This is a genomic window from Streptomyces sp. NPDC054956, from assembly GCF_053609185.1.
On record NZ_JBSGXB010000096.1, the window covers coordinates 1 to 23,209 of the forward strand.

The window sequence follows — 23,209 nt, forward strand, 5'->3', positions numbered from 1 at the left end:
GGTGGCCGCGTCGTCGTCGGCGTCCGGGTCCTGGATCCAGAAGCCGCGCGAGCCGTACGTGCGCACGCCCGTCACGATGCCCTCGACGTCGGTGACCTGCTTGCTGGAGTCCGCCGCGATCACCACGCGGCGGGCGCGCTCGCACAGCAGCCGGTTCATGGCCGCCTCGTCCTCGTGGCGGGTGGCGGCGCCGTCGGCGGGGTCGAAGGCGTCCACGCCGACGACGGCGGTGTCCACGGAGAGCTGCCCGAGCACCTCCATGGCCAGCGGGCCGGTGAGTTCGTAGGACTGGGGCCGGGCCACGCCGCCCGTCAGCACGATCTTGAACTGGGGTCTGATGACCAGCTCGCTCGCGATGTTGAGGGCGTTGGTGACGACGGTGAGGGCGGGGGAGCCGGTGGCGAGGTCGGGCCGGGCGGCCAGCGCGCGGGCCACCTCCGTGGTCGTGGTGCCGCCGGTCAGGCCGATCACCTCGCCGGGGACGATCAGGGCCGCGACCGTCTCGCTGATCCGGCTCTTCTCGGCGGCCCGGCGCGAGGTGCGGTAGCGCAGCGGGAGTTCGTACGAGACCCCCTGGAGGACCGCTCCGCCGCGCGTGCGCACCAGCAGCTGCTGTTCGGCGAGCTGGTCGAGGTCGCGGCGGATGGTGGCGGCGGACACGCCGAGGGCCTCGGCGGCGGGCTCCACCTCCAGTTCGCCCCGCTCCACCAGCAGGTCCAGCAGTGTCTGCCAGCGTTCCTTGCGGGTCATCGGCCGCCCCTTCGATCTGTGATCCGGTCTTCGCCTCGCTGTTCGCTTCGGCGTGCCCTCTTGGCCTACGTATCGACATTAACGCAGGAGATCACCCCTGAGATGCTTGAAGTTGCGCGAAAAGCAGCAGTATCTTGCAGGAACAAGCATTCAGGGGTGCACGCACCGCGCTAGGGAGCCGCCATGAGCCATGTCGCGTACGAGTTGGGCACGCAGCCCGCATGCTGGGAGCGGGCCGCCGAACTGGCCCCGGAACGCCGGGCGGTGCTGCCGCGGCCGGGGGAGCGTACCGCGATCGTCGGGTGCGGGACCTCGTACTACATGGCCCAGGCCGCCGCCGCACTGCGGGAGGAGGCCGGAGCGGGCGAGACCGACGCCTTCCCCGCCTCCGAGTTCCCCCGCCACCGGCGCTACGACCGGGTCATCGCCCTGACCAGGTCCGGGACCACCACCGAGGTGCTCGACCTGCTCGCCGGACTGCGCGACGCGGGCGTACCCACCACCGCCGTCATCGGGGACCCGTCCACCCCGGTCATCACCCTGGCCGACGAGCTCGTCGTACTGGACTTCGCCGACGAGCAGTCCGTGGTCCAGACCCGGTTCGCCACCACGGCCCTGACCCTGCTGCGCGCCCACGTCGGCCTGCACAGCCCCTCCGTGGTCGCCGACGGGCGCACCGCGCTCACCGACCCGCTCCCCGCCGAGCTGGAGACCCGGGGGCAGTTCACCTTCCTCGGCCGCGGCTGGAGCGTCGGCCTCGCCAACGAGGCCGCGCTGAAGATGCGCGAGGCCTCCCTGTCCTGGGCCGAGTCCTACCCGGCCATGGAGTACCGGCACGGACCCATCAGCGTCACCGCGCCCGGCACCGCCACCTGGTCGCTCGGCGACGCTCCCGAGGGCCTGGCCGACCAGGTGCGGGGGACCGGAGCCCAGTGGGTCGCCGGACACCTCGACCCGCTCGCCGAACTGGTCCGCGTACACCGGCTCGCCGTGGCCGTCGCCGCCCACCAGGGGCTCGACCCGGACGCGCCGCGCAACCTGACCCGCTCGGTGATCCTCACCAGCGGAGAGGAAGCGGTCCGATGAGCCTGGTCTCCGCCGGCGGGCTCGTCCTGGAGGCGGCGGCCCGGGGCCGCGCCGTCGCCGCCTTCAACATCATCACGCTGGAACACGCCGAAGCCGTCGTCGCGGGCGCCGAATCGGCTGACCTGCCCGTCGTCCTCCAACTCAGCGAGAACGCCGTCAAGTTCAGGGGCGGACAGCTGCTGCCCATCGCCCGTGCGGCCGTTGCCGTCGCCGAGGCCGCCGGGGTGCCGGTCGGCCTGCACCTGGACCACGTCAAGAGCTCCGAGCTGCTGCGCCAGGCCGTGGACGCCGGATTCAGCTCGGTCATGTACGACGCCGCGCACCTGCCCTACGCCGAGAACCTGGAAGCCACCCGCTCGGCCGCCGACTGGGCGCACGCCAACGGGCTCTGGATCGAGGCCGAGCTCGGCGAGGTCGGCGGGAAGAACGGGGCCGCGCCGCTGGACCCGCACGCACCCGGCGCCCGTACCGACCCCGACGAGGCGCGGCGGTTCGTCGCCGACTCCGGCGTGGACGCGCTGGCCGTGGCGATCGGCAGCAGCCACGCCATGACCAGCCGGACCGCGGCCCTGGACCACGCCCTGCTCGGCCGGCTCGCCAAGACCGTCGACGTGCCCCTCGTCCTGCACGGATCCTCCGGCCTGCCGGACGCGGAACTCGCCGCGGCCGTCGCCGGCGGCATCCGGAAGGTCAACATCGGCACCGCCCTCAACGTGGCGATGACCGAGGCCATCCGCACCCATCTGACCCCCGCGGACCCCCGCCCGTATTTGGCCGCCGCAAGGGAGGCGATGAAGGCGACGGCCGCCGCTATGATCAGCGCCCTGAACTGACGGGCACGGGTACCGGGGGGACTTCTTGGAGACGCAGCGGGGCCACATCAACAGACGGCGGTTCCTCCTGGGAGCGGGGGTCCCGCTGCTGCTCGCCGGGGCGGGGCTCGGCTACGCGCTCTGGCCCGAGGAGGAGGACAGCGAGAAGGTCCGCACCGACCTGGAGCCGCTGAACCGGCGCTTCTGGACCGCGCTGGGCGACGTCACCGACGCGCACTGGCTGGGTTACGACATAGACGAGTCCAACAACGACCGGTCGATACCGAGCCCGGACTCCCGCGTACGCCTCGTCGGGATAGCCCGCCTCAAGGCGGGCACCGGGAACCGGATCCTGCGCGATCCCGCCCACAAGTTCGAGGTCACGACACTGTCCACGCTGCCGGACAAGCTGAAGCCGTACGTCCCCTCCAGCGCGGCCTGGCGGCAGAGCGACACCTACGACAGCCGCGCCCTGGCGGAGGGCCTGAACGTGGTGCCGACGGGCAGCTTCTCCTTCGACGGCATCCGCGACCTCGTCTACTTCGACTACGTCTTCCTGTACAGCTGAGCCGGGCCCCGGGGGAGAGTTCCCACTCAGCGGGAGGGCGGCCGCGCGGGCGTTGAACGTGCGGCGGGGGCGGTGTTTCGCCGGAGGCGGGAGCAGGAGCCGACGAGGTAAGGCCACCGCACATGCCGCAGCCGCATCTCCCCCACCGCTTCGGGGTGTTCCTCGCCCCCTGCCACCGGCCGGACCGGGACCCCGCGCTCCAGCTGGGCCGGGACCTCGACCTGGTCACCGCCCTCGACCGGCTGGGGTACGACGAGGTCTGGGTGGGGGAGCACCGCTGCGCGGGCTACGAGATCACCGCCTCGCCCGAGCTGTTCCTCGCGGCCGCCGCCGAGCGGACCACCCGGATCCGGCTCGGGACCGGCCAACTGCCCTCCGACGTCCACATGATGGGGGTCGGCCCCCGGCGCTCCCGCGCGATGACGGACCTGAACATCGTCCGTGCGCACCGCCCCCGGCACCAGCCTGCGCTGCTCAGCGTGTGGCTTGACGACGCCCGGGAGTCGCGAGTCCCAGGCTGTGTTCGTGTGCAGGAACCCGGAGTGCGGGCCTTCGCCTCCCTGCGCCGCCCCGAGGAGCACGTCAAGGTCCTGATCCGCCCCGGGCTCCCGGGAATCGGGGTGGTGGTCCGCTGACCCTTCCGGATTCTTGGAACAGGTTCTACTCTGCCCCCGCGGTGGCGGTGGACGACCGCGAGACCTTGAGCCACAAGAGACCCGGAGGGGCCGTGCACCTCGAATACACGCCTGAGCAGCAGCAGTTGCGCACCGAGCTGCGCGCCTACTTCGCCGAGCTGGTCCCCGAGGACGTCTACGGCCGGTACGAGGACCCGGCCGCGCAGAAGCGCTTCTACCGGGAGACCATCCGCAGGCTCGGGGCCGACGGCTGGCTCGGGGTCGGCTGGCCGAAGGAGTACGGCGGGCGCGGCATGTCGCCCATGGACCAGTTCATCTTCTTCGACGAGGCCGCCCAGGCCGTCGTACCGCTGCCGCTGATGGCGCTCAACACCGTCGGGCCGACGATCATGCAGTTCGGCACCGACGAGCAGAAGGCCTACTTCCTCCCCAAGATCCTCGCGGGCGAGATCGACTTCGCCATCGGCTACAGCGAGCCGGACGCCGGCACCGACCTCGCCGCCCTCAAGTGCAAGGCGGTGCGCGAGGGCGACGAGGAGACCGGCACCTACGTGGTCAACGGGCAGAAGATCTGGACCACCAACGGCGACACCGCCGACTGGGTCTGGCTCGCCGTCCGCACCGACCCCGAGGCCCCCGCGCACAAGGGCATCACCATGCTCCTCGTGCCGACCGCCGACCCCGGCTACTCCTGCACCCTCATCAACACCCTGGCCTCGCACGACACCACCGCCAGCTACTACGAGGACATCCGCGTCCCCGCGAGCCGCCGCGTCGGCCAGGAGAACAAGGGCTGGCGGCTGATCACCAACCAGCTCAACCACGAGCGGGTCACCCTGGCCGCCCACGGCACGATGGCCATCCGCGCCCTGCACGACGTCCAGCGCTGGGCCGCCGAGACCAAGCTCGCCGACGGCCGCCGCGTCATCGACCTCTCCTGGGTCCGCGGCCGCCTCGCCCGCACCCACGCCCGCCTCGACGCCATGAAGCTGCTCAACTGGCAGATGGTCAACGCCGTCCAGGACGGCACCCTCACCCCGCAGGACGCCTCCGCCGTCAAGGTTTACGGCTCCGAGGCGCGCAGGGACGCGTACGCCTGGCTGATGGAGGTGGTCGGCGCGGCCGGCTCCCTCAAGGACGGCTCCGCGGGCGCGGTCCTGCACGGCGAACTGGAGCGCGGCTACCGCAGCGCGGTGATCTTCACCTTCGGCGGCGGCAACAACGAGATCCAGCGCGAGATCATCTCGTGGATCGGCCTGGGCATGCCGCGCGTCCGCCGCTGAGCCGGGGGCTACCCGGTACCAGGCGCGGGCGTATCGGCGGACCGCCCCGCCGCATTCCTTCTTTCTGCTCTGAGGAGAGGACTGCGTGGCCCATCGCAACGCACCGCAAAGCAGGCGGCGGACCCGACCCGTTGCCCCAGGCCAGGTATGGCTCTTCCGTGCCGGTCTCGTGCGATTGCGCTGGGCCCGTCCCGCCATCGACGCACTGATACCCGAACGCCTCGCGCCCAGCGGAGACGTCCTCTTCCACTGCGCCCAGATCGAAGCGATGAGGAGCTCACCCCTCATGCGCGAGCAACTCTCCAACCCCAAGGCCGACGAGTTCTTCCAAGACAGAATCGTTCGCGGCCGGGTCCTGCACATCCAACGCGGCTCCCGCCCGGAGGCCGAGGATGACGCAGCCCTCACCGACACCAAACTTCGCATCGCGAACCGGCACAGTGAGCGCCGGGACCTCACCGGGTTCCCCGAGCTCGTCTTCCTCATCACCGCGGAACCCGGCGACCTGGGGACCCACTGGCTCACCTCCCCGATGCTGCGGGCGGCCGGGTGGTCCAAGACCGCCTTGAACGCCCTCATCCCGGAAAACGCCTACCGCTTCGGGGGTGACAGCCCCAGCGACTCGGAGGTGCTCTACAACCGGGCACAGATCGATGCTGTTCTCAGATCCCCGGTGGGCACCAGAATCGCCGCCATCAGCTTCTGGACCGACCGCGCCGTACGTGACCAGGTGCGAGTACTCCAACAAGGCTCACGCCCCGGAGCCAAGCAGGGCGCCGAATCCGTAGCCTGCTACATCAGCTCACACCGCAAGGTCCCGCAACCGACCTCCGCCCCGGGGGCCCTGCCCGCTCGGGAACTGAACCCCACCCCTGTGCCGCTCCCGCCCCAACGGCTGGCGCCCGTGAACTTCGCGTACCCGGTCAGTACCGAGCCCGCCCGGCGGACCGTCGTGCCCTCGGCTGCCCCAGCTGCGCCATTCGCACCCCCTTCGCAGGCTCAGAGAGCCACGGAGTACCGACGTCTCGTCCGCCTCACCGAGGATCGGCAGGCAGCCACCCGCGGTCAGCGCCGCCCGGCCAACGCCCGGCCTGTGCGGCTCTCCTCCGCCCGCGACGCCGTGATTCTGCGCAGTGGCGGCCGCTGCGAGAACCCCCGCTGCGGAGGCCAACCAGAGGACTTCACCGACGCAGGCGCCCCACTCCTCGACGTCGACCACATCGACGAGATCGCCGCCGGCGGCGCCGACGACCCCGTACAGATGATTGCCCTGTGCCCGAACTGCCACCGCATCAAGACGTACGGGAGAAGCAGGCACGAGCTGATACCGATCCTGCGCGATATCGCCAGGCAGCGGCATGCCAGCCTCTTCGCCCCCGAGTGAGCTTGTTCTCTCACCTGATGGGCCCGGGGCGAGGCCCGAGTACTCCGCCGAGGCGGGTGTCGTGTGCGGCGCGAGTGGCCGCTCGCACACTCGTGACGAGCAGTACACACGGAAGCGGTTCGGAGCAGAGGAGAAGGATCCGTGCTGGTGGACGACCGTTGCGGCTTCCGTGCTGCCTACCGGTGGTCCGGGTGGACCCAGCTCGGCCTGCGGAACTTCAGGAAGCAGGGCGGCGCCAGGATGCCCCGGTCCAGCAGCCCGCCGCCGACGATCAGCAGGTAGCGCCACAGGGGCTGGCCGCTGAACCGGTCCGGCGGTACGAAGCCGATGAAGAGGGTGGCGACCGAGGCCACGGCGCCGGGTCCCGGCCACCAGGTGACGGCGGGGACCCGGAAGCCTCGTTCGACCTCCGGCCGGCTCCTGCGGAGCTCGACCACCGCCGCGAACATCAGCAGGTAGGCGATCAGGTAGATCTGCACCGTGATCACCGAGAACTTCCAGTACGCGCTGGTGACGTCGTTGCTGAACGCGTACAGCACGCCGATCTCCATGACGTTCCGCGGGATGCCGTACTGGTTGACGCCGAGCGCGGCCGCAACCAGCATCACGCCGACGACCTTCGTCATCCAGCCGATGTGGAAGTGGTCGAAAAAGGCCTCGAAGGCCTGCATCAGCCCGGCCGTGAGGCTCAGCTCCTTCGAGGGCATCACCCACGCGATCGCCAGGGCCGGAAGGTTGAAGATCAGCAGGACCAGGCCGGTCGCCAGGAACATCGACCTCGGGTACTCGCTCCTCGGACGGCGCAGCGAGGAGACGTGTACGCCGGTTGCCCTGGCCGAGGAAGACGATGCCCAGGAGCACCAGCAGGACGCCGGGGACCAGCGTGCCGATGACGAGCCCGGCGGAGGAGAGCCCCGCGACCGTCCTGGTCCCCCGGGAGAGGATCCAGACCCCGCTCCAGTAGACGACGACGATGACGATCGCGACGTACAGGCCGTTCTCGGCGAGCCCCGGGTCGATGACGTAGGCGAAGGTGCTCGCCACGTACGCCAGCAGGCTCGGGTAGTAGGCGATGGTCATGGCGAACTGGCACCACACCGCGAGGAACCCGAGCGGCTTGCCGAGCGCCTCGCTCACCCACCGGTAGATGCCGCCGGACCAGCCCGAGGCCAGCTCGGCGCCGACCAGGGCGGTGGGGAGGAGGAAGACGACGGCGGGCAGCAGGGAGAGGAAGATCGCGGCGAGGCCGTAGATCGCCGTGGAGGGGGAGGGGCGCAGACTGGCGACGGAGGCGGTCGTCATCAGGGCGAGCGTCGCCCAGGAGATGAACTGCCCCTTCGTCCCGCGGCCGGCACCGGCGCCGGTCCCGGCCTCGATCTCGTCGGAAGTCTCTTCCGTGGTGGCCATCGCCCCATGCTCGGGAGCCGCCCCGGGTCCCGCACACGGAAGGCGGGCTCGGACCCGGTTCAGACCTGGCCGGCCCCGCCGTCGACGAAGAGCTCGATCCCGGTGATGAAGCTGCTCTCCCGGGAGGCGAGGAACAGCGCCGCCGCTGCCACCTCCTCCGGACGCCCGGCCCGGCCGAGCGGGACCCCGGCCGTGGCCCGCTCCCGTACGCCGGCGGGCGCCTGCGCCAGGGCCGGGGTGTCGACCGGGCCCGGGCTGAGGGTGTTGACCCGGATGCCGCGCCCCGCGAGCTCCAGGGCGAGGCTGCGCGCGAGCGACCGTACGGCGGCCTTCGTGGCGGCGTACACGCCGAACCGGGTGGACGCCGAGGAGCCGGCCGCCGAGCCCAGCAGGACGACCGAGGCGCCGTCCCGCAGCAGCGGCAGGGCCCGCTGCACGGTGAAGTAGGTGCCCCGGAAGTTGAGGTCCGAGGTCGCGTCGAACTGTTCCTCCGTGAACTCGGCGAAGCCGCCCGCCGGACCGCCGCCCGCGTTGGCCACCAGTACGTCGATCGGCCGGCCCTCCTCCGCGACGGCCGCGTACAGCCGGTCCAGGTCCTCGACGCGGGAGGCGTCACCGGGCACGGCGACGGCGTTCGGGCCCAGTTCCAGGGCGGCCGAGGCGAGCTCCTCCGCCCGTCTGCCGGTGATGAAGACCCGCGCGCCCTCCCGTACGAAGCGGTGCGCCGTCGCCAGGCCGATGCCGGCCGAACCGCCGGTGATCACGGCGACCTGTCCCGCGAGCTGCCCTTCGCGCCGCCCTTCGCGCCGGCCGTCGAGCTGTCCTTCGAGCCGTCCCGTACGCATGACCGTGCCTCCTCGTCCCGAGGGGAAGCGGGTGCGGTCCGCCGACGGGAAATCCTAGTGGCGCGTACGGGCGGTCCACCGGTGGAATGCTGGAAGGGCGGCCCCGCACGGGCGGACGGCGGTCCGGACGGGCCGGCGGGTGGGAACGGCAGCGCGAACGAGGGGGAGGAACGGGCATGGGTGAGAGCGAAAGTCCCGATCCCGGGCTCTACGGCCCCGGATCCGTCACCTGGCAGTGCCACGGCGACCCGATCATGTGGATCGCCGGAGTCCGCGCGCTCTACCTCCAGGCCCTGCACCCGCGCGCCGTCCGCGGGGTCATGGAGAACAGCACCGCGCTCGGCGGCGCGGAGGGCCCGGGCGACGCCTGGGGCCGGCTGATCCGCACCGCCGACTTCGTCGGCACCATCACCTACGGCACCACCGAGGCCGCCGAACGGGCCGGCGCCCGCGTCCGCAAGATCCACAGCATGCTCTCGGCCACCGACCCCGTCACCGGTGAGCGGTTCCGCGTCGACGACCCCGAGCTCCTCCTGTGGATCCACTGCGCCCAGATCGACAGCTTCCTGCACGTGCTGCGCCGCTCGGGCGTACCGCTCAGCCCCGACCAGGCCGACCGCTACGTCGCCGAGAACCTCGTCAACGCCCGCCTCGTCGGGCTGGACCCGTCCGGGGTACCCGCCGACACCGCCGAGCTGGTCGCCTACTTCGAGCGGATCCGCCCCGAGCTCGCCGCCGGGCCCGACGCGCACGCCGTCGACGCCTTCCTGGACGGCCCGCCGGTGCACCCCCTCCTGGTTCCTGGCCGAAATCTGGTGTGGCGTCCGCTCGCCGCCCTCGCCTACGACACCCTCCCCGGCTGGGCGCACCAGCTGTACGGCCGCCCCGCACCGGCCCCGCGCACCGTCACCCGCCGCCTGCGTCTCACCGGTAGCCTGCTGCGCAGCATTCCCGCAGGTCTACGCTGGCAGCTGCCTCCAGGTCACATCTTGAAAGCGATGCGCCGCATGGGCCCCGGGAGCCGCCCCGCGCCGTACACACTGCGTACATCAGCGGCCATACTGGACCGGCCGGGGAGGGCGTAGCACGACACACGGGGGCGACTTCAAGACATGGCGGAGTCCAGACTGATCCAAGGCCGGTACCGGTCGCTCGATCTGATCGGCCGTGGGGGCATGGGCGAGGTGTGGAGGGCCCGCGACGAGTCGCTGGGCCGGCAGGTCGCCGTCAAATGCCTCAAGCCCATAGGGCCCGAGCAGGACGCCCACTTCACCCAGGTGCTGCGCGAGCGCTTCCGCCGCGAGGCGCGCGTCGCCGCGTCCCTCCAGCACCGGGGCGTCACCGTCGTCCACGACTTCGGCGACGACAGCGCCGCCGGCGGTCCCCTCTACCTCGTCATGGAGCTCCTCGAGGGCCGCAACCTCAGCCAGCTCCTGGAGGACAACGAAGCGCGCCCGCTCCCCGTGGACGTGGTCGTCGACATCGCCGAGCAGATGGCCGCCGCCCTCGGCTACACCCACGACCAGGGCGTCGTGCACCGGGACCTGAAGCCCGCGAACATCATGCGGCTCACCGACGGCACGGTGAAGATCTGCGACTTCGGCATCGCCCGGCTCGCCGCCGACATCGGCTTCACCGCGAAGCTGACCGGCGGCGGCATGGCCATGGGCACCCCGCACTACATGTCGCCCGAGCAGATCGCGGGCGGCGAGGTCGACCACCGCAGCGACCTCTACTCGCTGGGCTGCGTCCTCTACGAGATCGCCACCGGCGCCCCGCCCTTCGACCTCGGCGACTCCTGGTCCGTCCTGGTCGGCCACCGCGACACCGCGCCCGTGCCCCTGCGCGAGCACCGGCCCGAGCTGCCCGGCTACTTCGAGCGGCTGGTGCTCGACCTGCTCGCCAAGTGCCCGGAGGACCGCCCGGGCGACGCCCGCCACCTGCACCGGCGCCTCGTCGAGGCCCGCCTCGGCCCCGGCGCGGGGACGGGCGCGCACCCGCCACTGCCCGAATGGGCCGGCGGGATGACCGCCGGTCGCAAGGCCGGCATCGACGCCCGCCCCGCGAGCGGGGAATGGGCCGTCCTCACCGGCTCGTGGACGGCCGCCCGCCCGAGCGGCGAGCAGCCCGTGCCGGGCCCGCACGCCCACGCGGGTTCCCCGGCGGCGCCGCCCTCCGGGGTCCCGGCCGCGCAGGCCGCCGGGACCTCTGCCGTGGCGTCCGCACCGTCCGCCGCGAACCCGGCCGTACCGTCCGCCGGCGCGCCGTCCGTCGTGCGGCCGCGCCCGGCCGAGGACCCGCGGCTCACCGCCGCGTACGGGGTCACGCGCGCCGCCGCCGACCCCACCGGCCGGGCCGCGCTCGACGCCGGGCACGCCCGGGCCTTCGCCCTCAGCCGGGCCGGCCGCACCGAGGAGGCCCTCGCCGGGTACAGGGCCGTGGCCGAGGGCCGGGCCCGGGTGCTCGGCCCGGACCACGCCGACACCCTCGCCGCACGGCAGGAGGCCGCGTACGAGACGGGCCTGCTCGGCCGCCACCAGGAGGCCTACGAGGGCTACCGCGCGGTGCTCGCCGGCCGCGAGCGGACGATGGGCCGCAGCCACCCCGACACCCTGCGCTGCCGGCACAACCTGGCCTGCGCCCTCGGCGCCCTCGGCCGCTTCTCCGAGGCCCACGCCGTCGCCGCCGAGGTCGCCGCCGACCGGGCGGAGGCCCTGGGGGCGGAGCACGCGGACACGCTGCTGACCCGCTACGAGGCGGCGTACGCGCTGGGCCGCCTGGAGCGCTGGGAGGAGGCCCTGGAGGGGTTCCGGCACATCGCCGCCGTCCGGGCCCGGGTCCTGGGCCGCGACCACCCCGACACGCTCGCCGCGCGGTACGAGGCGGGCATCGCGCTCGGCCGCACCGGACGCTCCGACCAGGCCCTGGAGCTGTTCCGGGAGCTGGTCCGCGACCGCACCCGCGCCTACGGGGCCGCCGACCCGGAGACGCTGCGGGCCCGCCACGTACTCGGGGTGAACCTGGGGCGCCTGGAGCGCTGGGAGGAAGCGGTGGCCGAGGCCCGGCAGGTGGGCGAGGCGCGGGCCCGGGCGCTCGGCGCCGAACACCCCGACACGCTGGTCAGCCACCGGGAACTCGCCGTCGGGCTCGGCCGGCTGGGCCGCTGGGACGAGGCGCTGCCGGTCTACCGGGAACTGTCCGGCATCCGCGAACGGTCGCTGGGCGACGACCATCCCGACACGGTCGCCGCCCACGCCGACGAGGCGCACTGCCTGGAGCGGCTCGGGCAGGTGTGCTACCAAGAGCCATGACGACCTCGCGGGGCTTCGGTTCGGACGTGTACGACGCGGTGATCGTGGGCGGCGGCCACAACGGCCTGGTCGCCGCGGCCTACCTGGCACGGGCGGGCAGATCCGTACTGGTGCTGGAGCGGCTCGGCCACACCGGCGGGGCCGCCGTGTCCACCCGGCCGTTCGCCGGGGTCGACGCCCGCCTGTCCCGCTACTCCTACCTCGTCTCGCTGCTCCCCGCGAAGATCGTGCGCGATCTGGGGCTGAACTTCGAGGTCCGCAAGCGCTCCGTCTCCTCGTACACCCCCGTGGAGCGCGCCGGCCGGCCCGGCGGTCTGCTCGTCGGCGGCGGAGAGGCGCGCACCCGGGAATCCTTCGCGCGGCTGACCGGCTCGGACCGGGAGTACGAGAGCTGGCGCGCCTTCTACGCGACCACTGGGCGGGTGGCCGGACGGGTCTTCCCGACGCTGACCGAGCCGCTGCCCACGCGCGCCGAACTGCGGGCCCGCGTCGACGACGAGGCGGCCTGGCGGATGCTGTTCGAGGAGCCCATCGGGCAGGCGGTGGAGCGGGAGTTCACCGACGACCTGGTCCGCGGGGTCGTCCTCACGGACGCCCTGATCGGCACGTTCGCCGACGCCCACGACCGCTCGCTCGCACAGAACCGCTGCTTCCTCTACCACGTGATCGGCGGCGGCACGGGGGACTGGGACGTCCCCGTCGGCGGCATGGGCGCGCTCACCGACGCCCTGGCGGGGGCAGCGCTGGCGGCCGGCGCGGAGATCGCCACCGGGCACGAGGTGCTGCGCATCGACCCCGGCGGCAAGGCCGAGCCGTCCGAGGTGACCTTCCGGACGGCGACGGGCGAGGGCCGCGTCGCCGGACGGGTGGTGATCGTCAACGCCTCGCCCAGGGCGCTGGCCGAGCTGACGGGCGAGGAGCCCGAGGGGCCGGCCCCCGAGGGGGCCCAGCTCAAGGTCAACATGCTGCTGCGGCGGCTTCCGCGGCTGCGCGACACCTCCGTCGACCCCCGGGAGGCCTTCGGCGGGACCTTCCACATCGCGGAGGGCTACGAGCAGCTCGCCCGGGCCCACGCGGAGGCCGCGAGCGGCGAACTGCCCTCCGTACCGCCCTCGGAGATCTACTGCCACTCGCTGACGGACCCGTCGATCCTGGGACCGGAGCTGTCGGCGCAGGGCTACCAGACCCTCACCCTCTTCGGACTGCACGCCCCGGCCCGGCTGTTCGAACGCGACAACCAGGGGGCGAGGGAGGTGCTGCTCGCCGCCACCCTCGCCCAGCTCGACGCCCACCTGGCCGAACCGATCACCGACTGCCTGGCCTTCGACGCGGACGGCCGCCCGTGCATCGAGGCCAAGACCCCGCTCGACCTGGAGCGCGAACTGCGCCTGCCCGGCGGCCACATCTTCCACCGGGACCTGTCCTGGCCCTACGCGGAGCCGGACCGGGACGGCGGCCGGTGGGGCGTGGAGACGGACCACCCGGGCGTCCTGCTGTGCGGCGCGGGCGCGGTGCGCGGGGGCGGCGTCAGCGGGGTCCCCGGGCACAACGCGGCGATGGCGGTGCTGGGGCACTGACGCCGCGCCCCGGCCGGGACGCCCCCGCCGCCCGCGGACCCGCGGTCAGGCGACGGGGTCGATCACCACGATCGGGATCTCCCGCTGGGTCTTGGCCTGGTACTCGTCGTACGAGGGCCAGTGCTTCACCATGAGCGGCCAGAACGCGGTCCGCTCCTCGGAGCTCGCGGTGCGCGCGATGCCCTGCAGGACCTTCGGGCCGACCTGGACCCGGACCTCGGGGTGCTCGGAGAGGTTCCGGTACCAGAGCGGGTCCGCGGGGTCGCCGCCCTTGGAGGCGACGATGAGGTAGCGGCCGCCGTCCTCGCCGTAGATGAGCGGGGTGCGCACCGGCTTGCCGGACTTGCGGCCGATGGTGGTCAGGAGCAGGGTCTGGGTGTTGTTCCAGTACTGCCCCTCGGTCCCGCCCGATCCGACGTACTTCTTGACGTGGTCCAGGACCCAGCCGGGCTTGGGGTCGATCGGGTTGTCCCAGTCGATGTCGCTCTCGATATCGCTGCCGATGTCGCTCATAGCGCTGTGCCCGCCTTCGTGTCGTCGGTGTCGTATGAGATTCCGTGTTGAACAGTCAACAACTCATACCAACGAACAGGAAGGCTCCTGGGTACGGGGGCCGCCCGGCCATGGGTCAGCGGGCCCCGGTTCCTCCGAATGCGGCGAGAAGGCCGAAGGGGGGCCGGGTTCCAGGGCTCACCTCACCGCCGGGCACATCACCAGGGGATCTCGCCGGCGTCCGAGAAGAACCGGCCGGTCGGGCCGTCGTCGGGGAGGGTCGCGAGCTCGAGGGCGATCGCCGCGCCCTGTTCGGGGGTGCGCACGCCGCGGAAGCCGTTGAGGTCGGTCGCGACGTAGCCGGGGCAGCCGGCGTTGATCAGGACGTTCGTGCCGGCCAGCTCCCGGGCGTACTGGAGGGTGACGGCGTTCAGGAACGTCTTCGAGGGCGCGTACGCCACGGCGATCGGACCCGTCGTCTGCTCGGCACCGGGTCCTGACTGCCGGGTGAGGGAGCCGACACTGCTGGACATGTTCACGATCCGCGGTGAGGCGGAGCGGCGCAGCAGCGGCATCATCGCGTTGGTGACGCGGACGACGCCGATCACGTTGGTCTCCACGACCGTCCGGATGGTGGCGGGATCGACCCGGGTGGGCTCCTGCGGCCAATCGCCGGTGATGGCGGCGTTGTTGACGAGCACGTCGAGGCGTCCGGCCCGTTCCTCGATCAGCCGCGCGGCGGCGGTCGCGCTCACGTCGTCGGTGACGTCCAGAGGTACGCCGAAGGCGTCGACCCCGGCCGCGCGCAGCTTCTCCACCGCGGTCTCGCGGCGCTGATCGTCGCGGGCGCCGACGCCGACGCTCCAGCCGAGGGCGCCCAGGCCCGCCGCGATCTCGTAGCCGATTCCCTTGTTCGCGCCGGTGACCAGCGCGATCGTTCGTTCGCTCATGGGGACCATGCTGCCCGCGGGCCCGGGCGGCGGTCCAAGACCGATCGGGTGGGCGGCGATACCGTCAGGGTATGGAACGGGAGGTCTGGAGTAGCGTGGCCGGATGGAGACCCGGGAACTGCGCTACTTCGTCGCCGTCGCTGAAGAGCTGCACTTCGGGCGCGCCGCGCAGCGGCTCGGGATCGCGCAGCCGCCTCTGTCGCGGGCGATCCAGCAGCTCGAACGCCGGCTCGGGGCAGTACTGCTGGACCGGACCAGCCGCACCGTCACCCTGACCGAGGCCGGCTCGGTGCTGCTGGCCGAGGGCCGGGCCGCCCTCGACGCGGTCGACGCCGCCGAGCGCAGGACCCGCCGCGCCGCCGTCTCCGCGACCGGCCGTCCCGGCCTGGTCCTGGTGACGAAAGCCAGCGCGTCCAGGGATCTGCTGGCGAAGCTGCTCGACGCGTACGCCGCCGAACCCGGCGCGGTCCCCGTCGACGTCATCCTGTGCGGGCCGGCCGAGCAGGAACGGTTCCTGCGCGAGGGCCGGGCCGACGTGGCGCTGCTGCACCGGCCGTTCGACTCGACGGCCGGGTTCCACACCGAAGAACTCAGAACGGAGGGCCAGGTGGTGATCCTTCCGGCCGGGCATCCGCTCACCGTCCGGGCCCATGTGCACATGGCCGACATCACCGGGCTGCCGGGCCTGCCCCTGCCGCGCTGGCCCGACCCCGACGGCACCTACCCGCCCGGCCCCGGCCCGCAGGTCCGCGACCACGCGCAGTTGTTGCAGCTCGTCGCGCTCGGCCGGGCCTGCGCGGTCTCACCGGACTCGTGCCGGGCCCAACTGGCCGATGACCTCTCCGCCGTGCCCGTGCTGGACGCGCCGAACGTCACCACCGTGATCGCCTGGCCACCGCACAGCCGGTCCAGAGCCGTCGCCGACCTGGTCCGGACCGCGACAGGTCTCCAGTAGCTCCGAGACGCCCGGCCGGATTCCACCTTTCGTCACGCGTGGGTACGGCAGAAGGCGCGGACGGCGTGGTTGAACCGCTCCGGAGCCTCGAGGTTGCTGACGTGCCCCGCACCGGGGAGCACCACGAGCTCGGTGTCCGCGATCGCGTCCTCGAACGCATGGGCGACACTCAGGGGTGACCGCACATCGAGCTCGCCCCAGAGGAGCAGGGTCGGCACCGTGATCGTGGGCAGCAGGTCGCGCTGGTCGGTCTCGGCCATCAGGAACAGCTCGGCTCCCAAGGTCTCCGGCCGTACGTCTTCGTCCATCGCGCCCAGCAACGGCACGAACGCGGCGGGAGGGTCGCCGGCGAACAGCCCCGGCACGGCCGGATCGAACCGTTCCCGGGGCGCCGCGAGCATCCGCTCGGTCCCCTCGACGCGGGCCGCCACCTCCTCCGGCGGCAGCGAGCCCTTCCACCCGGCGTAGGTGTCGGCCAGGATCAGCGTCCTGACCAGCCCCGGATGGTGGCGGTACAGCTCCAGCACGACCGTCCCGCCCCAGGAGAGCCCGGCCACGTGGGCCGGGCCGAGCCCCAGCGCCTCGATCACGGCGGCGAGGCAGTGCGCGAAATCCGCCAGGCCGAAGCCGGCCGGCAGATCGCAGGAGCGCCCCGCGCCCGGCTCGTCCCAGGCGACCACGGTGAACTCGTCGGCCAGGTCCGAGAGTTGCGGCTGCCACATGCGGCCGTCCCAGCCCGCTCCGTGGACGAGCACCAGGGGCGGTCCCTGACCCGCGCGCGCGTAGGCGACCTCGACCCCGCCGACCTGCACCGTAGCCATGACACCAGGCTAGGGCCGGCTGCGGGCGGTGTCGCGGGGTGCGGCCGGTGTCGCGGGCCCGGCAGGATCCGGAAGGGACGGCCTAGTCCGCCGAGCGGGACCAGCCCGTCGCCTCGATGCGGGACGCGTCCGCGGGCCGGTCCTCGGCGAAGAGGAGGCGGGCGGGCTCCGAGACGCGCAGGACGTCGACGTAGACGCCGCGGCCCACGTAACGGCCCTGCGCGGCATGGCGGAAGCGCAGCCGGACCTCGCGGCCGGCCCAGGCCGTGAGCGGGGCTTCGAGCCGGTGCCAGATGCGGCCGGACCAGCCCGCGACGGAGCCGCGCGGCCACTGCTCGGCGACTCCGCCGGTGGTGCGTACGGTGCTGAAGGGCAGCGGCTCCCAGCTCCGCCCGTCGGCGGAGGCTTCCAGGTGCAGGGCTCCCTCGCCGGGCACGGTGTCCCACCACACCGCGCAGCGCAGCCGGGCGGAGTCGGTGGCCGGGGTGAGTGGCGGCAGGGTCAGGGTGCCCGAGGCGCCGGTCTCCATGCCGGAGAACCAGGCCGGGCCCCCGTGCCGGGTGCGGACGGGGACCGCGCGGGCGAAGCGGTTGCCGGTGGCGACGCGGGGGGCACTGCCCGCGCGCCAGGTCCGCACGGGGTGGACGGAGTTGCCCAGCAGGATCAGGAAGGAGTCGGTGGAGGGGTCCAGGACGAGGGAGGTACCGGTGAAGCCGGTGTGTCCGGCGGAGTGCGGGGTGGCCATGGCGCCCATGTACCAGTGCTGGTAGAGCTCGAAGCCGAGGCCGTGGTCGTCGCCGGGGAAGGCGGTGTTGTAGTCGGTGAAGAGCAGCTCGACGGAGGCGGGGCGCAGGATGCGCTTGCCGGCGTAGACCCCGCCGTCGAGGAGGGTGCGGGCGAGGATGGCCAGGTCCCAGGCGGTGCCGAAGACACCGGCGTGGCCGGCGACGCCGCCCAGCGCGTGCGCGTTCTCGTCGTGGACCTCGCCCCAGACGAGCCCGCGGTCGAGGCCGGACCAGGGCGGGCGCTGCACTTCGGTGGCGGCCGTGACCCGGCGCCAGGAGAGCGGTGGGTTGTAACGAGTGCGGTGCATCCCGAGTGGAGCGGTGATCTCGTCCTGGAGCAGCAGGTCCAGAGTGTGACCGGTGATCCGTTCCAAGAGCAGCTGGAGGGCGATGAGGTTGAGGTCCGAGTACCGGTAGACGGTCCCCGGCGTCTCCTGCGGTCTCACCGACCAAAGGAGCCTCAACTGCCCCGCCCGGGTGGGCTCCTGGTAGAAGGGGGCCCAGGACCGCAGCCCCGAGGTGTGCGTCAGGAGCTGGCGGACGGTGATGGCCTCCTTGCCGCCACCCGTGAACTCGGGCAGGTACCGGTTCACCGGCGCCTCCAGTTCCAGGTGCCCGCGCTCCATCTGCTGCACGGCCAGCAGCGAGGTGAACAGCTTCGACAACGAGGCCAGGTCGAAGACCGTGTCCTCCGTCATCGCGATGCGCTCCGCGGCCGGGAACTCCCGCACCCGGTCGGTGCGGCCGTCGTAGTCGGCGTACCGGACGGCGTCGCCCATCGCCCGGTGCAGCGCCACGGTGCGGCCCCGGCCGGCCAGGACCACGGCGCCGGCGTAGTACGGATGCTCGGGGGAGGGGCCGAGGAACCGCCGCGCCTCGTCCGCCACCCCTTCGAGGTGCCTCTCCAGGAGTCCCGCCTGGCGGGCGGAACCGTAGCGCAGCCGCAGTCCCTGGAGTGAGCGCCGCTCGGCGGGCGTCCCGGCGGCCCCCGCGGCCCCGGGCAGCGCCGCCTGCAGTACGAGTACGCCGCCCAGCGCCAGCAGCCGCGCGCCGAGCCGCCGCCGGCTGAGCCCGCCGCTTGCGCTGTCGCTCCCGCCGCTGTCGCTCCCGCTGCCGTGGCCGCCGCTTCCTCCGGTCTGCGCCTCACCGTCGTTCCCGGCTGACTTCCGTTCGTCCATGACCGGTCCTCCCGTCCACCGTCGCGCCCTCCCGAGTATCTGCCCGCCCAGAAGCCGGGCCCCGCAGCGACCGGCCCGCAAAGAATCTGACGCTGCATCAGAAAATCTCTTCCCTCGGCGGCCCGGCTGCGGCATCCTGCCGCCCATGGAGACGGAGCTGAGCAAGAAACTGGGAGTCGAGCACGCCATCTTCGGCTTCACGCCCTTCCCGGCGGTCGCCGCTGCCATCACCCGCGCGGGCGGGTTCGGGGTCCTCGGCGCGGTGCGCTACACCGCCCCCGACGACCTCAAGCGCGACCTCGACTGGATGCAGGAGCACACCGACGGCAAGCCCTACGGGCTCGACGTCGTCATGCCCGCCAAGAAGGCCGTCGACGGCATCAGCGAGGCCGACATCGAGGCGATGATCCCGGCCACGCACCGCGAGTACGTCCGCGACACCCTCGCCAAACACCACGTGCCCGAGCTCGCCGAGGGCGAGGCCTCCGGCTGGCGCATCACCGGCTGGATGGAGCAGGTCGCCCGCAACCAGCTCGACGTCGCCTTCGACTACCCCATCAAACTCCTGGCGAACGCCCTCGGTTCCCCGCCCGCCGACGTCATCGCACGCGCCCACGACCACGGGGTCCTCGTCGCCGCCCTCGCCGGCAGCGCCAAGCACGCCCGCCGCCACGCCGAGGCCGGCATCGACATCGTCGTCGCCCAGGGCTACGAGGCCGGCGGCCACACCGGAGACATCGCCTCGATGGTGCTCGTGCCCGAGGTCGTCGAGGCCGTCGCCCCGCTCCCGGTCCTCGCCGCCGGCGGCATCGGCAGCGGAGAGCAGATCGCCGCGGGCCTCGCCCTCGGCGCCCAGGGCGCCTGGCTCGGCTCCATCTGGCTCACCACCACCGAGGCCGACATGCACTCCCGCGCCCTCACCGAGAAGCTCCTCGCGGCCGGCTCCGGTGACACCGTCCGCTCCCGGGCCCTCACCGGCAAGCCCGCCCGCCAGCTGCGCACCGAGTGGACCGACGCCTGGGACGACCCGGAGGGTCCCGGCGCGCTCCCGATGCCGCTGCAGGGCCTGCTCGTCGCCGAGGCCGTCTCCCGCATCCAGAAGTACGAGATCCAGCCGCTGCTCGGCACCCCCGTCGGCCAGATCGTCGGGCGGATGAACAGCGAGCGCAGCGTCCAGGCCGTCTTCGACGACCTCACCAGCGGCTTCGAGCGAGCCATCGACCGCATCAACCGCATCGCCGGCCGAGCCTGAGAGGCGTGAGCAGCGACATGACCGACTCACCGAGCACGCCCGCGCAGAACCCGTCCCCCGCGCCGGCCGCGCAGCCCCCCAACGGATTCTGGGCCCAGGCCGCCGCCGACCCCGACCGCACCGTCCTGGTCACCCCCGAGGGCGAGGAGTGGTCCGCCGCGCGGCTGCACGCCGACGTCAACCGCCTCGTCCACGGCCTGCGCGCCGCCGGTATGGAGAAGGGCGACGTCTTCGCGGTCGTCCTCCCCAACGGCGTCGAGTTCTTCACCGCCTACCTCGCCGCCTCCCAGGCCGGCTTCTACCTGGTCCCGGTCAACCACCACCTGGTCGGCCCCGAGATCGCCTGGATCGTCTCCGACTCCGGCGCGAAGGTGCTCATCGCCCACGAGCGGTTCGCCGACGCCGCCACCGCCGCGGCCGACGAGGCGGGCCTGCCCGCGAGCCACCGCTACGCCGTCGGAGCCGTCGCGGGCTTCCGCTCGTACGGAGAGCTGCTCGACGGGCAGCCGGAGACCGCCCCCGAGGACCGCACGCTCGGCTGGGTCATGAACTACACCTCCGGCACCACCGGCCGGCCGCGCGGCATCCGCCGCCCGCTGCCCGGCAAGCTCCCGGAGGAGACGTACCTCGGCGGCTTCCTGGGCATCTTCGGGATCCGCGCCTTCGAGGGCAACGTCCACCTCGTGTGCTCGCCGCTCTACCACACGGCCGTCCTGCAGTTCGCGGCCGCCGCCCTGCACATCGGGCACCCGCTGGTCCTCATGGACAAGTGGACCGCCGAGGAGATGCTCCGCCTGATCGACCGGCACGCGTGCACACACACCCACATGGTCCCCACGCAGTTCCACCGGCTCCTCGCGCTCCCGCAGGACACGAAGGACGCGTACGACGTCTCCTCGATGCGGCACGCCATCCACGGCGCCGCGCCCTGCCCGGACCACGTCAAGCGGGCGATGATCGACTGGTGGGGCACCTGCGTGGAGGAGTACTACGCGGCGAGCGAGGGCGGCGGCGCCTTCGCGACGGCCGAGGACTGGCTGAAGAAGCCGGGAACCGTGGGCAGGGCCTGGCCGATCAGCGAACTCGCCATCTTCGACGACGACGGCAACCGGCTGCCGCCCGGTGAACTGGGCACCGTCTACATGCAGATGAAGACCGGCGGCTTCAGCTACCACAAGGACGAGGGCAAGACGAAGAAGAACCGCATCGGCGACTTCTTCACCGTCGGCGACCTCGGGCTGATGGACGAGGAGGGCTACCTCTTCCTCCGCGACCGCAAGATCGACATGATCATCTCGGGCGGGGTGAACATCTACCCGGCCGAGATCGAGTCGGCCCTGCTCACCCATCCGGCAGTGGCGGACGCCGCCGCCTTCGGCATCCCGCACCCCTCCTGGGGCGAGGAGGTCAAGGCGGTCATCGAGCCCGCCGAGGGCTTCGCGGCGAGCGACGCGCTGGCGGCGGAGATCCTCAACCACTGCGAGCGCCAACTGGCCGGGTACAAGCGTCCCAAGACCGTGGACTTCATCGAGACCATGCCGCGCGACCCCAACGGCAAGCTGTACAAGCGCCGGCTGCGCGATCCGTACTGGGAGGGCCACGAGCGCGCGATGTGAGAGCCGGGCCGACCCCGCGGGGCCGGCCCGCCGCACGCCCGCCACGCCCGGAGCGTTCGTGAGAAGTGCCACGTCAGAGCCCTGAGGGCGGCCGTTGCGCCGCACAAAGGGATCACTTCTGGCAAGTTGGCTGATATGAGTACGGCAACGCACAGATCCCCCCTGACCGACTGGACCGTCGTGGTCCCCGTGGTGGCCCTCGTCGCGCTCGCCTTCAGCTGGGGACGCGATCTGCCGGCACTCGCCGTGGGCCTGGTCGCCCTCTGCCTGGCCGGCGCGGTGCTGGCGGCGGTCCACCACGCCGAGGTCGTGGCCCACCGGGTGGGCGAACCCTTCGGCTCCCTCGTCCTCGCCGTCGCCGTCACCGTCATCGAAGTGGCCCTCATCGTCACCCTGCTGGCCGACGGCGGGGACAAGACCTCCTCCCTCGCCCGGGACACCGTCTTCGCCGCCGTCATGATCACCTGCAACGGCATCGTCGGCCTGTCCCTGCTCGTCGGGGCCCTGCGCAACCGCGTCGCCGTCTTCAACGCCGAGGGTTCGGGCGCGGCCCTCGCCACCGTCGCGACCCTGGCCGTACTCAGCCTCGTGCTGCCCACCTTCACCACCACCAAGCCCGGCCCCGAGTTCTCCACGGCGCAGCTGGCCTTCGCGGCCACCGCCTCCCTGGCCCTCTACGGGCTCTTCATCGCCGTGCAGACGGTCCGTCACCGCGACTACTTCCTGCCCGTCGACACCAAGCGGATCCGCAAGGAGGCCGCGCAGGCCGCCGCCGCGGCCGCGGCCGGCGAAGAGGACGAGCACGCCGAACCGCCCACCGCCCGCGCCGCCGTGATCAGCCTCGGTCTGCTCCTCGTCGCGCTGGTCGCGGTCGTCGGCAACGCCAAGGCGGTCTCCCCGACCATCGAACGCGGGGTCGCGGACCTCGGACTGCCCTACGCCGTCGTCGGTGTGATCATCGCGCTGCTGGTCCTGGCGCCCGAGACCCTGGCCGCCGTCCGCGCCGCCCGCCGCGACCGCGTGCAGACCAGCCTCAACCTGGCCTACGGCTCGGCCATCGCCAGCATCGGCCTGACCATCCCGGCCATCGCGCTCGCCTCGGTCTGGCTCTCCGGGCCGCTGATGCTCGGCCTCGAACCGCTCCACATGGTGCTGCTCGCGCTGACCGTGGTCGTCAGCGCCCTCACCATCGTCCCGGGCCGCGCCACGCTCCTGCAGGGCGGCGTCCACATCGTGCTGCTGGCGGCGTACCTCTTCCTCGCCGTCAGCCCCTGAGCGCGCCCGGCCGCGTACGGCCGCGTACGGCCGACCCCCGACCCGGGCGCCGTGCGGCCGTCCCATTCCGGTTCCTCCACTACATCGGCTCGCCGGATACACTCCCTCCGGTCCGGAGCTCCATCCAATCCGACCGACCCCACCCGCGGCGACCGCTCCCGGATGACGAGAGTCTTACGGCATCACCGCCGCCGGACGCCGGGGAGCCGGTTCTTCGTGCGCGGGAC

At 72.7% G+C, this 23,209-nt stretch carries 18 protein-coding genes and 3 pseudogenes; 14 read left to right on the plus strand and 7 right to left on the minus strand.

The genetic code is table 11. The features are described from left to right. Positions 1–750 (minus strand): DeoR/GlpR family DNA-binding transcription regulator (locus ACWGDE_RS17360; RefSeq protein WP_453389842.1); only part of this gene is annotated, 750 nt, incomplete at its 3' end. A 183-nt stretch (positions 751–933) separates the two neighbouring features. Here ACWGDE_RS17360 and ACWGDE_RS17365 point away from each other — a divergent pair. The 7 genes and pseudogenes from ACWGDE_RS17365 (at position 934) to ACWGDE_RS17395 (ending at position 6,518) form a co-directional block, all read left to right on the plus strand. Then, the gene (locus ACWGDE_RS17365) at positions 934–1,836 is read left to right on the plus strand and encodes an SIS domain-containing protein (protein ID WP_453389843.1); all 903 of its coding nucleotides are present in this window, start codon (positions 934–936) and stop codon (positions 1,834–1,836) included. Continuing rightward, the gene (locus ACWGDE_RS17370; RefSeq protein ID WP_453389844.1) at positions 1,833–2,669 is read left to right on the plus strand and encodes a class II fructose-bisphosphate aldolase; all 837 of its coding nucleotides are present in this window, start codon (positions 1,833–1,835) and stop codon (positions 2,667–2,669) included. The genes ACWGDE_RS17365 and ACWGDE_RS17370 overlap by 4 nt, the downstream gene beginning before the upstream one ends. 25 nt (positions 2,670–2,694) lie before the next feature. Next, positions 2,695–3,216: a hypothetical protein gene (locus ACWGDE_RS17375; protein WP_453389845.1), complete on the plus strand. Its 522-nt coding sequence runs from the start codon at positions 2,695–2,697 to the stop codon at positions 3,214–3,216. Between the two features lie 122 nt (positions 3,217–3,338). After that, positions 3,339–3,578: pseudogene (locus ACWGDE_RS17380) on the plus strand (LLM class flavin-dependent oxidoreductase); the annotation flags it as partial. Positions 3,579–3,666: 88 nt separating this feature from the next. Next, positions 3,667–3,765 (plus strand): annotated as a pseudogene (locus tag ACWGDE_RS17385) (RNA-guided endonuclease InsQ/TnpB family protein); the annotation flags it as partial. 178 nt (positions 3,766–3,943) lie between these two features. Continuing rightward, a complete protein-coding gene (locus ACWGDE_RS17390) occupies positions 3,944–5,134 on the plus strand; it encodes an acyl-CoA dehydrogenase family protein (RefSeq protein ID WP_453389846.1) in 1,191 nt (396 codons plus the stop codon). 286 nt (positions 5,135–5,420) lie between these two features. Beyond that, entirely contained in the window at positions 5,421–6,518 is a 1,098-nt protein-coding gene (locus tag ACWGDE_RS17395) for an HNH endonuclease signature motif containing protein (RefSeq protein ID WP_453389847.1), read from the plus strand. A 176-nt stretch (positions 6,519–6,694) separates the two neighbouring features. Here ACWGDE_RS17395 and ACWGDE_RS17400 read toward each other — a convergent pair. Continuing rightward, positions 6,695–7,925, minus strand: a pseudogene (locus ACWGDE_RS17400) (APC family permease). Between the two features lie 59 nt (positions 7,926–7,984). After that, positions 7,985–8,770 carry an SDR family NAD(P)-dependent oxidoreductase gene (locus ACWGDE_RS17405; RefSeq protein WP_453389848.1) on the minus strand — a complete coding sequence of 262 codons (786 nt, stop codon included), beginning with the start codon at positions 8,768–8,770 and terminating at the stop codon, positions 7,985–7,987. A gap of 176 nt (positions 8,771–8,946) precedes the next feature. Between ACWGDE_RS17405 and ACWGDE_RS17410 the strand changes: the two genes are divergently transcribed. From ACWGDE_RS17410 to ACWGDE_RS17420, 3 genes are read left to right on the plus strand one after another with little or no spacing between them, the layout of a single operon-like run. Next, positions 8,947–9,855 carry an oxygenase MpaB family protein gene (locus ACWGDE_RS17410; RefSeq protein ID WP_453389849.1) on the plus strand — a complete coding sequence of 303 codons (909 nt, stop codon included), beginning with the start codon at positions 8,947–8,949 and terminating at the stop codon, positions 9,853–9,855. A 27-nt stretch (positions 9,856–9,882) separates the two neighbouring features. Next, positions 9,883–12,081, plus strand: coding sequence for a protein kinase domain-containing protein (locus ACWGDE_RS17415; protein WP_453389850.1), 2,199 nt, complete (start codon positions 9,883–9,885; stop codon positions 12,079–12,081). Beyond that, entirely contained in the window at positions 12,078–13,658 is a 1,581-nt protein-coding gene (locus ACWGDE_RS17420) for a phytoene desaturase family protein (protein ID WP_453389851.1), read from the plus strand. Before ACWGDE_RS17415 ends, ACWGDE_RS17420 begins: the two co-directional genes overlap by 4 nt. A gap of 45 nt (positions 13,659–13,703) precedes the next feature. Here ACWGDE_RS17420 and ACWGDE_RS17425 read toward each other — a convergent pair whose 3' ends face one another. Beyond that, on the minus strand, positions 13,704–14,171 hold the full coding sequence (locus tag ACWGDE_RS17425; protein WP_453389852.1) for a nitroreductase family deazaflavin-dependent oxidoreductase: 468 nt from the start codon (positions 14,169–14,171) through the stop codon (positions 13,704–13,706). 197 nt (positions 14,172–14,368) lie between these two features. Beyond that, positions 14,369–15,100, minus strand: a complete 732-nt coding sequence (locus tag ACWGDE_RS17430; protein ID WP_453389853.1) for an SDR family oxidoreductase — start codon at positions 15,098–15,100, stop codon at positions 14,369–14,371. A gap of 103 nt (positions 15,101–15,203) precedes the next feature. On the opposite strand from ACWGDE_RS17430, the gene ACWGDE_RS17435 reads away from it, so the two are divergent. After that, positions 15,204–16,055, plus strand: coding sequence for a LysR family transcriptional regulator (locus ACWGDE_RS17435; protein WP_453389854.1), 852 nt, complete (start codon positions 15,204–15,206; stop codon positions 16,053–16,055). 32 nt (positions 16,056–16,087) lie between these two features. On the opposite strand, the gene ACWGDE_RS17440 is transcribed toward ACWGDE_RS17435, so the two are convergent. Both ACWGDE_RS17440 and ACWGDE_RS17445 read right to left on the minus strand, forming a co-directional pair. Further along, the gene (locus ACWGDE_RS17440) at positions 16,088–16,876 is read right to left on the minus strand and encodes an alpha/beta fold hydrolase (RefSeq protein ID WP_453389855.1); all 789 of its coding nucleotides are present in this window, start codon (positions 16,874–16,876) and stop codon (positions 16,088–16,090) included. A gap of 82 nt (positions 16,877–16,958) precedes the next feature. Then, complete coding sequence (locus tag ACWGDE_RS17445; RefSeq protein ID WP_453389856.1) at positions 16,959–18,839, minus strand: serine hydrolase; 1,881 nt, start codon at positions 18,837–18,839, stop codon at positions 16,959–16,961. A 145-nt stretch (positions 18,840–18,984) separates the two neighbouring features. On the opposite strand from ACWGDE_RS17445, the gene ACWGDE_RS17450 reads away from it, so the two are divergent. From ACWGDE_RS17450 to ACWGDE_RS17460, 3 genes are all read left to right on the plus strand, one after another. Then, positions 18,985–20,091: a nitronate monooxygenase gene (locus ACWGDE_RS17450; RefSeq protein WP_453389857.1), complete on the plus strand. Its 1,107-nt coding sequence runs from the start codon at positions 18,985–18,987 to the stop codon at positions 20,089–20,091. A 17-nt stretch (positions 20,092–20,108) separates the two neighbouring features. Further along, positions 20,109–21,707: an acyl-CoA synthetase gene (locus ACWGDE_RS17455; protein ID WP_453389859.1), complete on the plus strand. Its 1,599-nt coding sequence runs from the start codon at positions 20,109–20,111 to the stop codon at positions 21,705–21,707. A gap of 135 nt (positions 21,708–21,842) precedes the next feature. Further along, the gene (locus tag ACWGDE_RS17460) at positions 21,843–22,982 is read left to right on the plus strand and encodes a calcium:proton antiporter (RefSeq protein WP_453389858.1); all 1,140 of its coding nucleotides are present in this window, start codon (positions 21,843–21,845) and stop codon (positions 22,980–22,982) included. Positions 22,983–23,209: the final 227 nt, after the last annotated feature.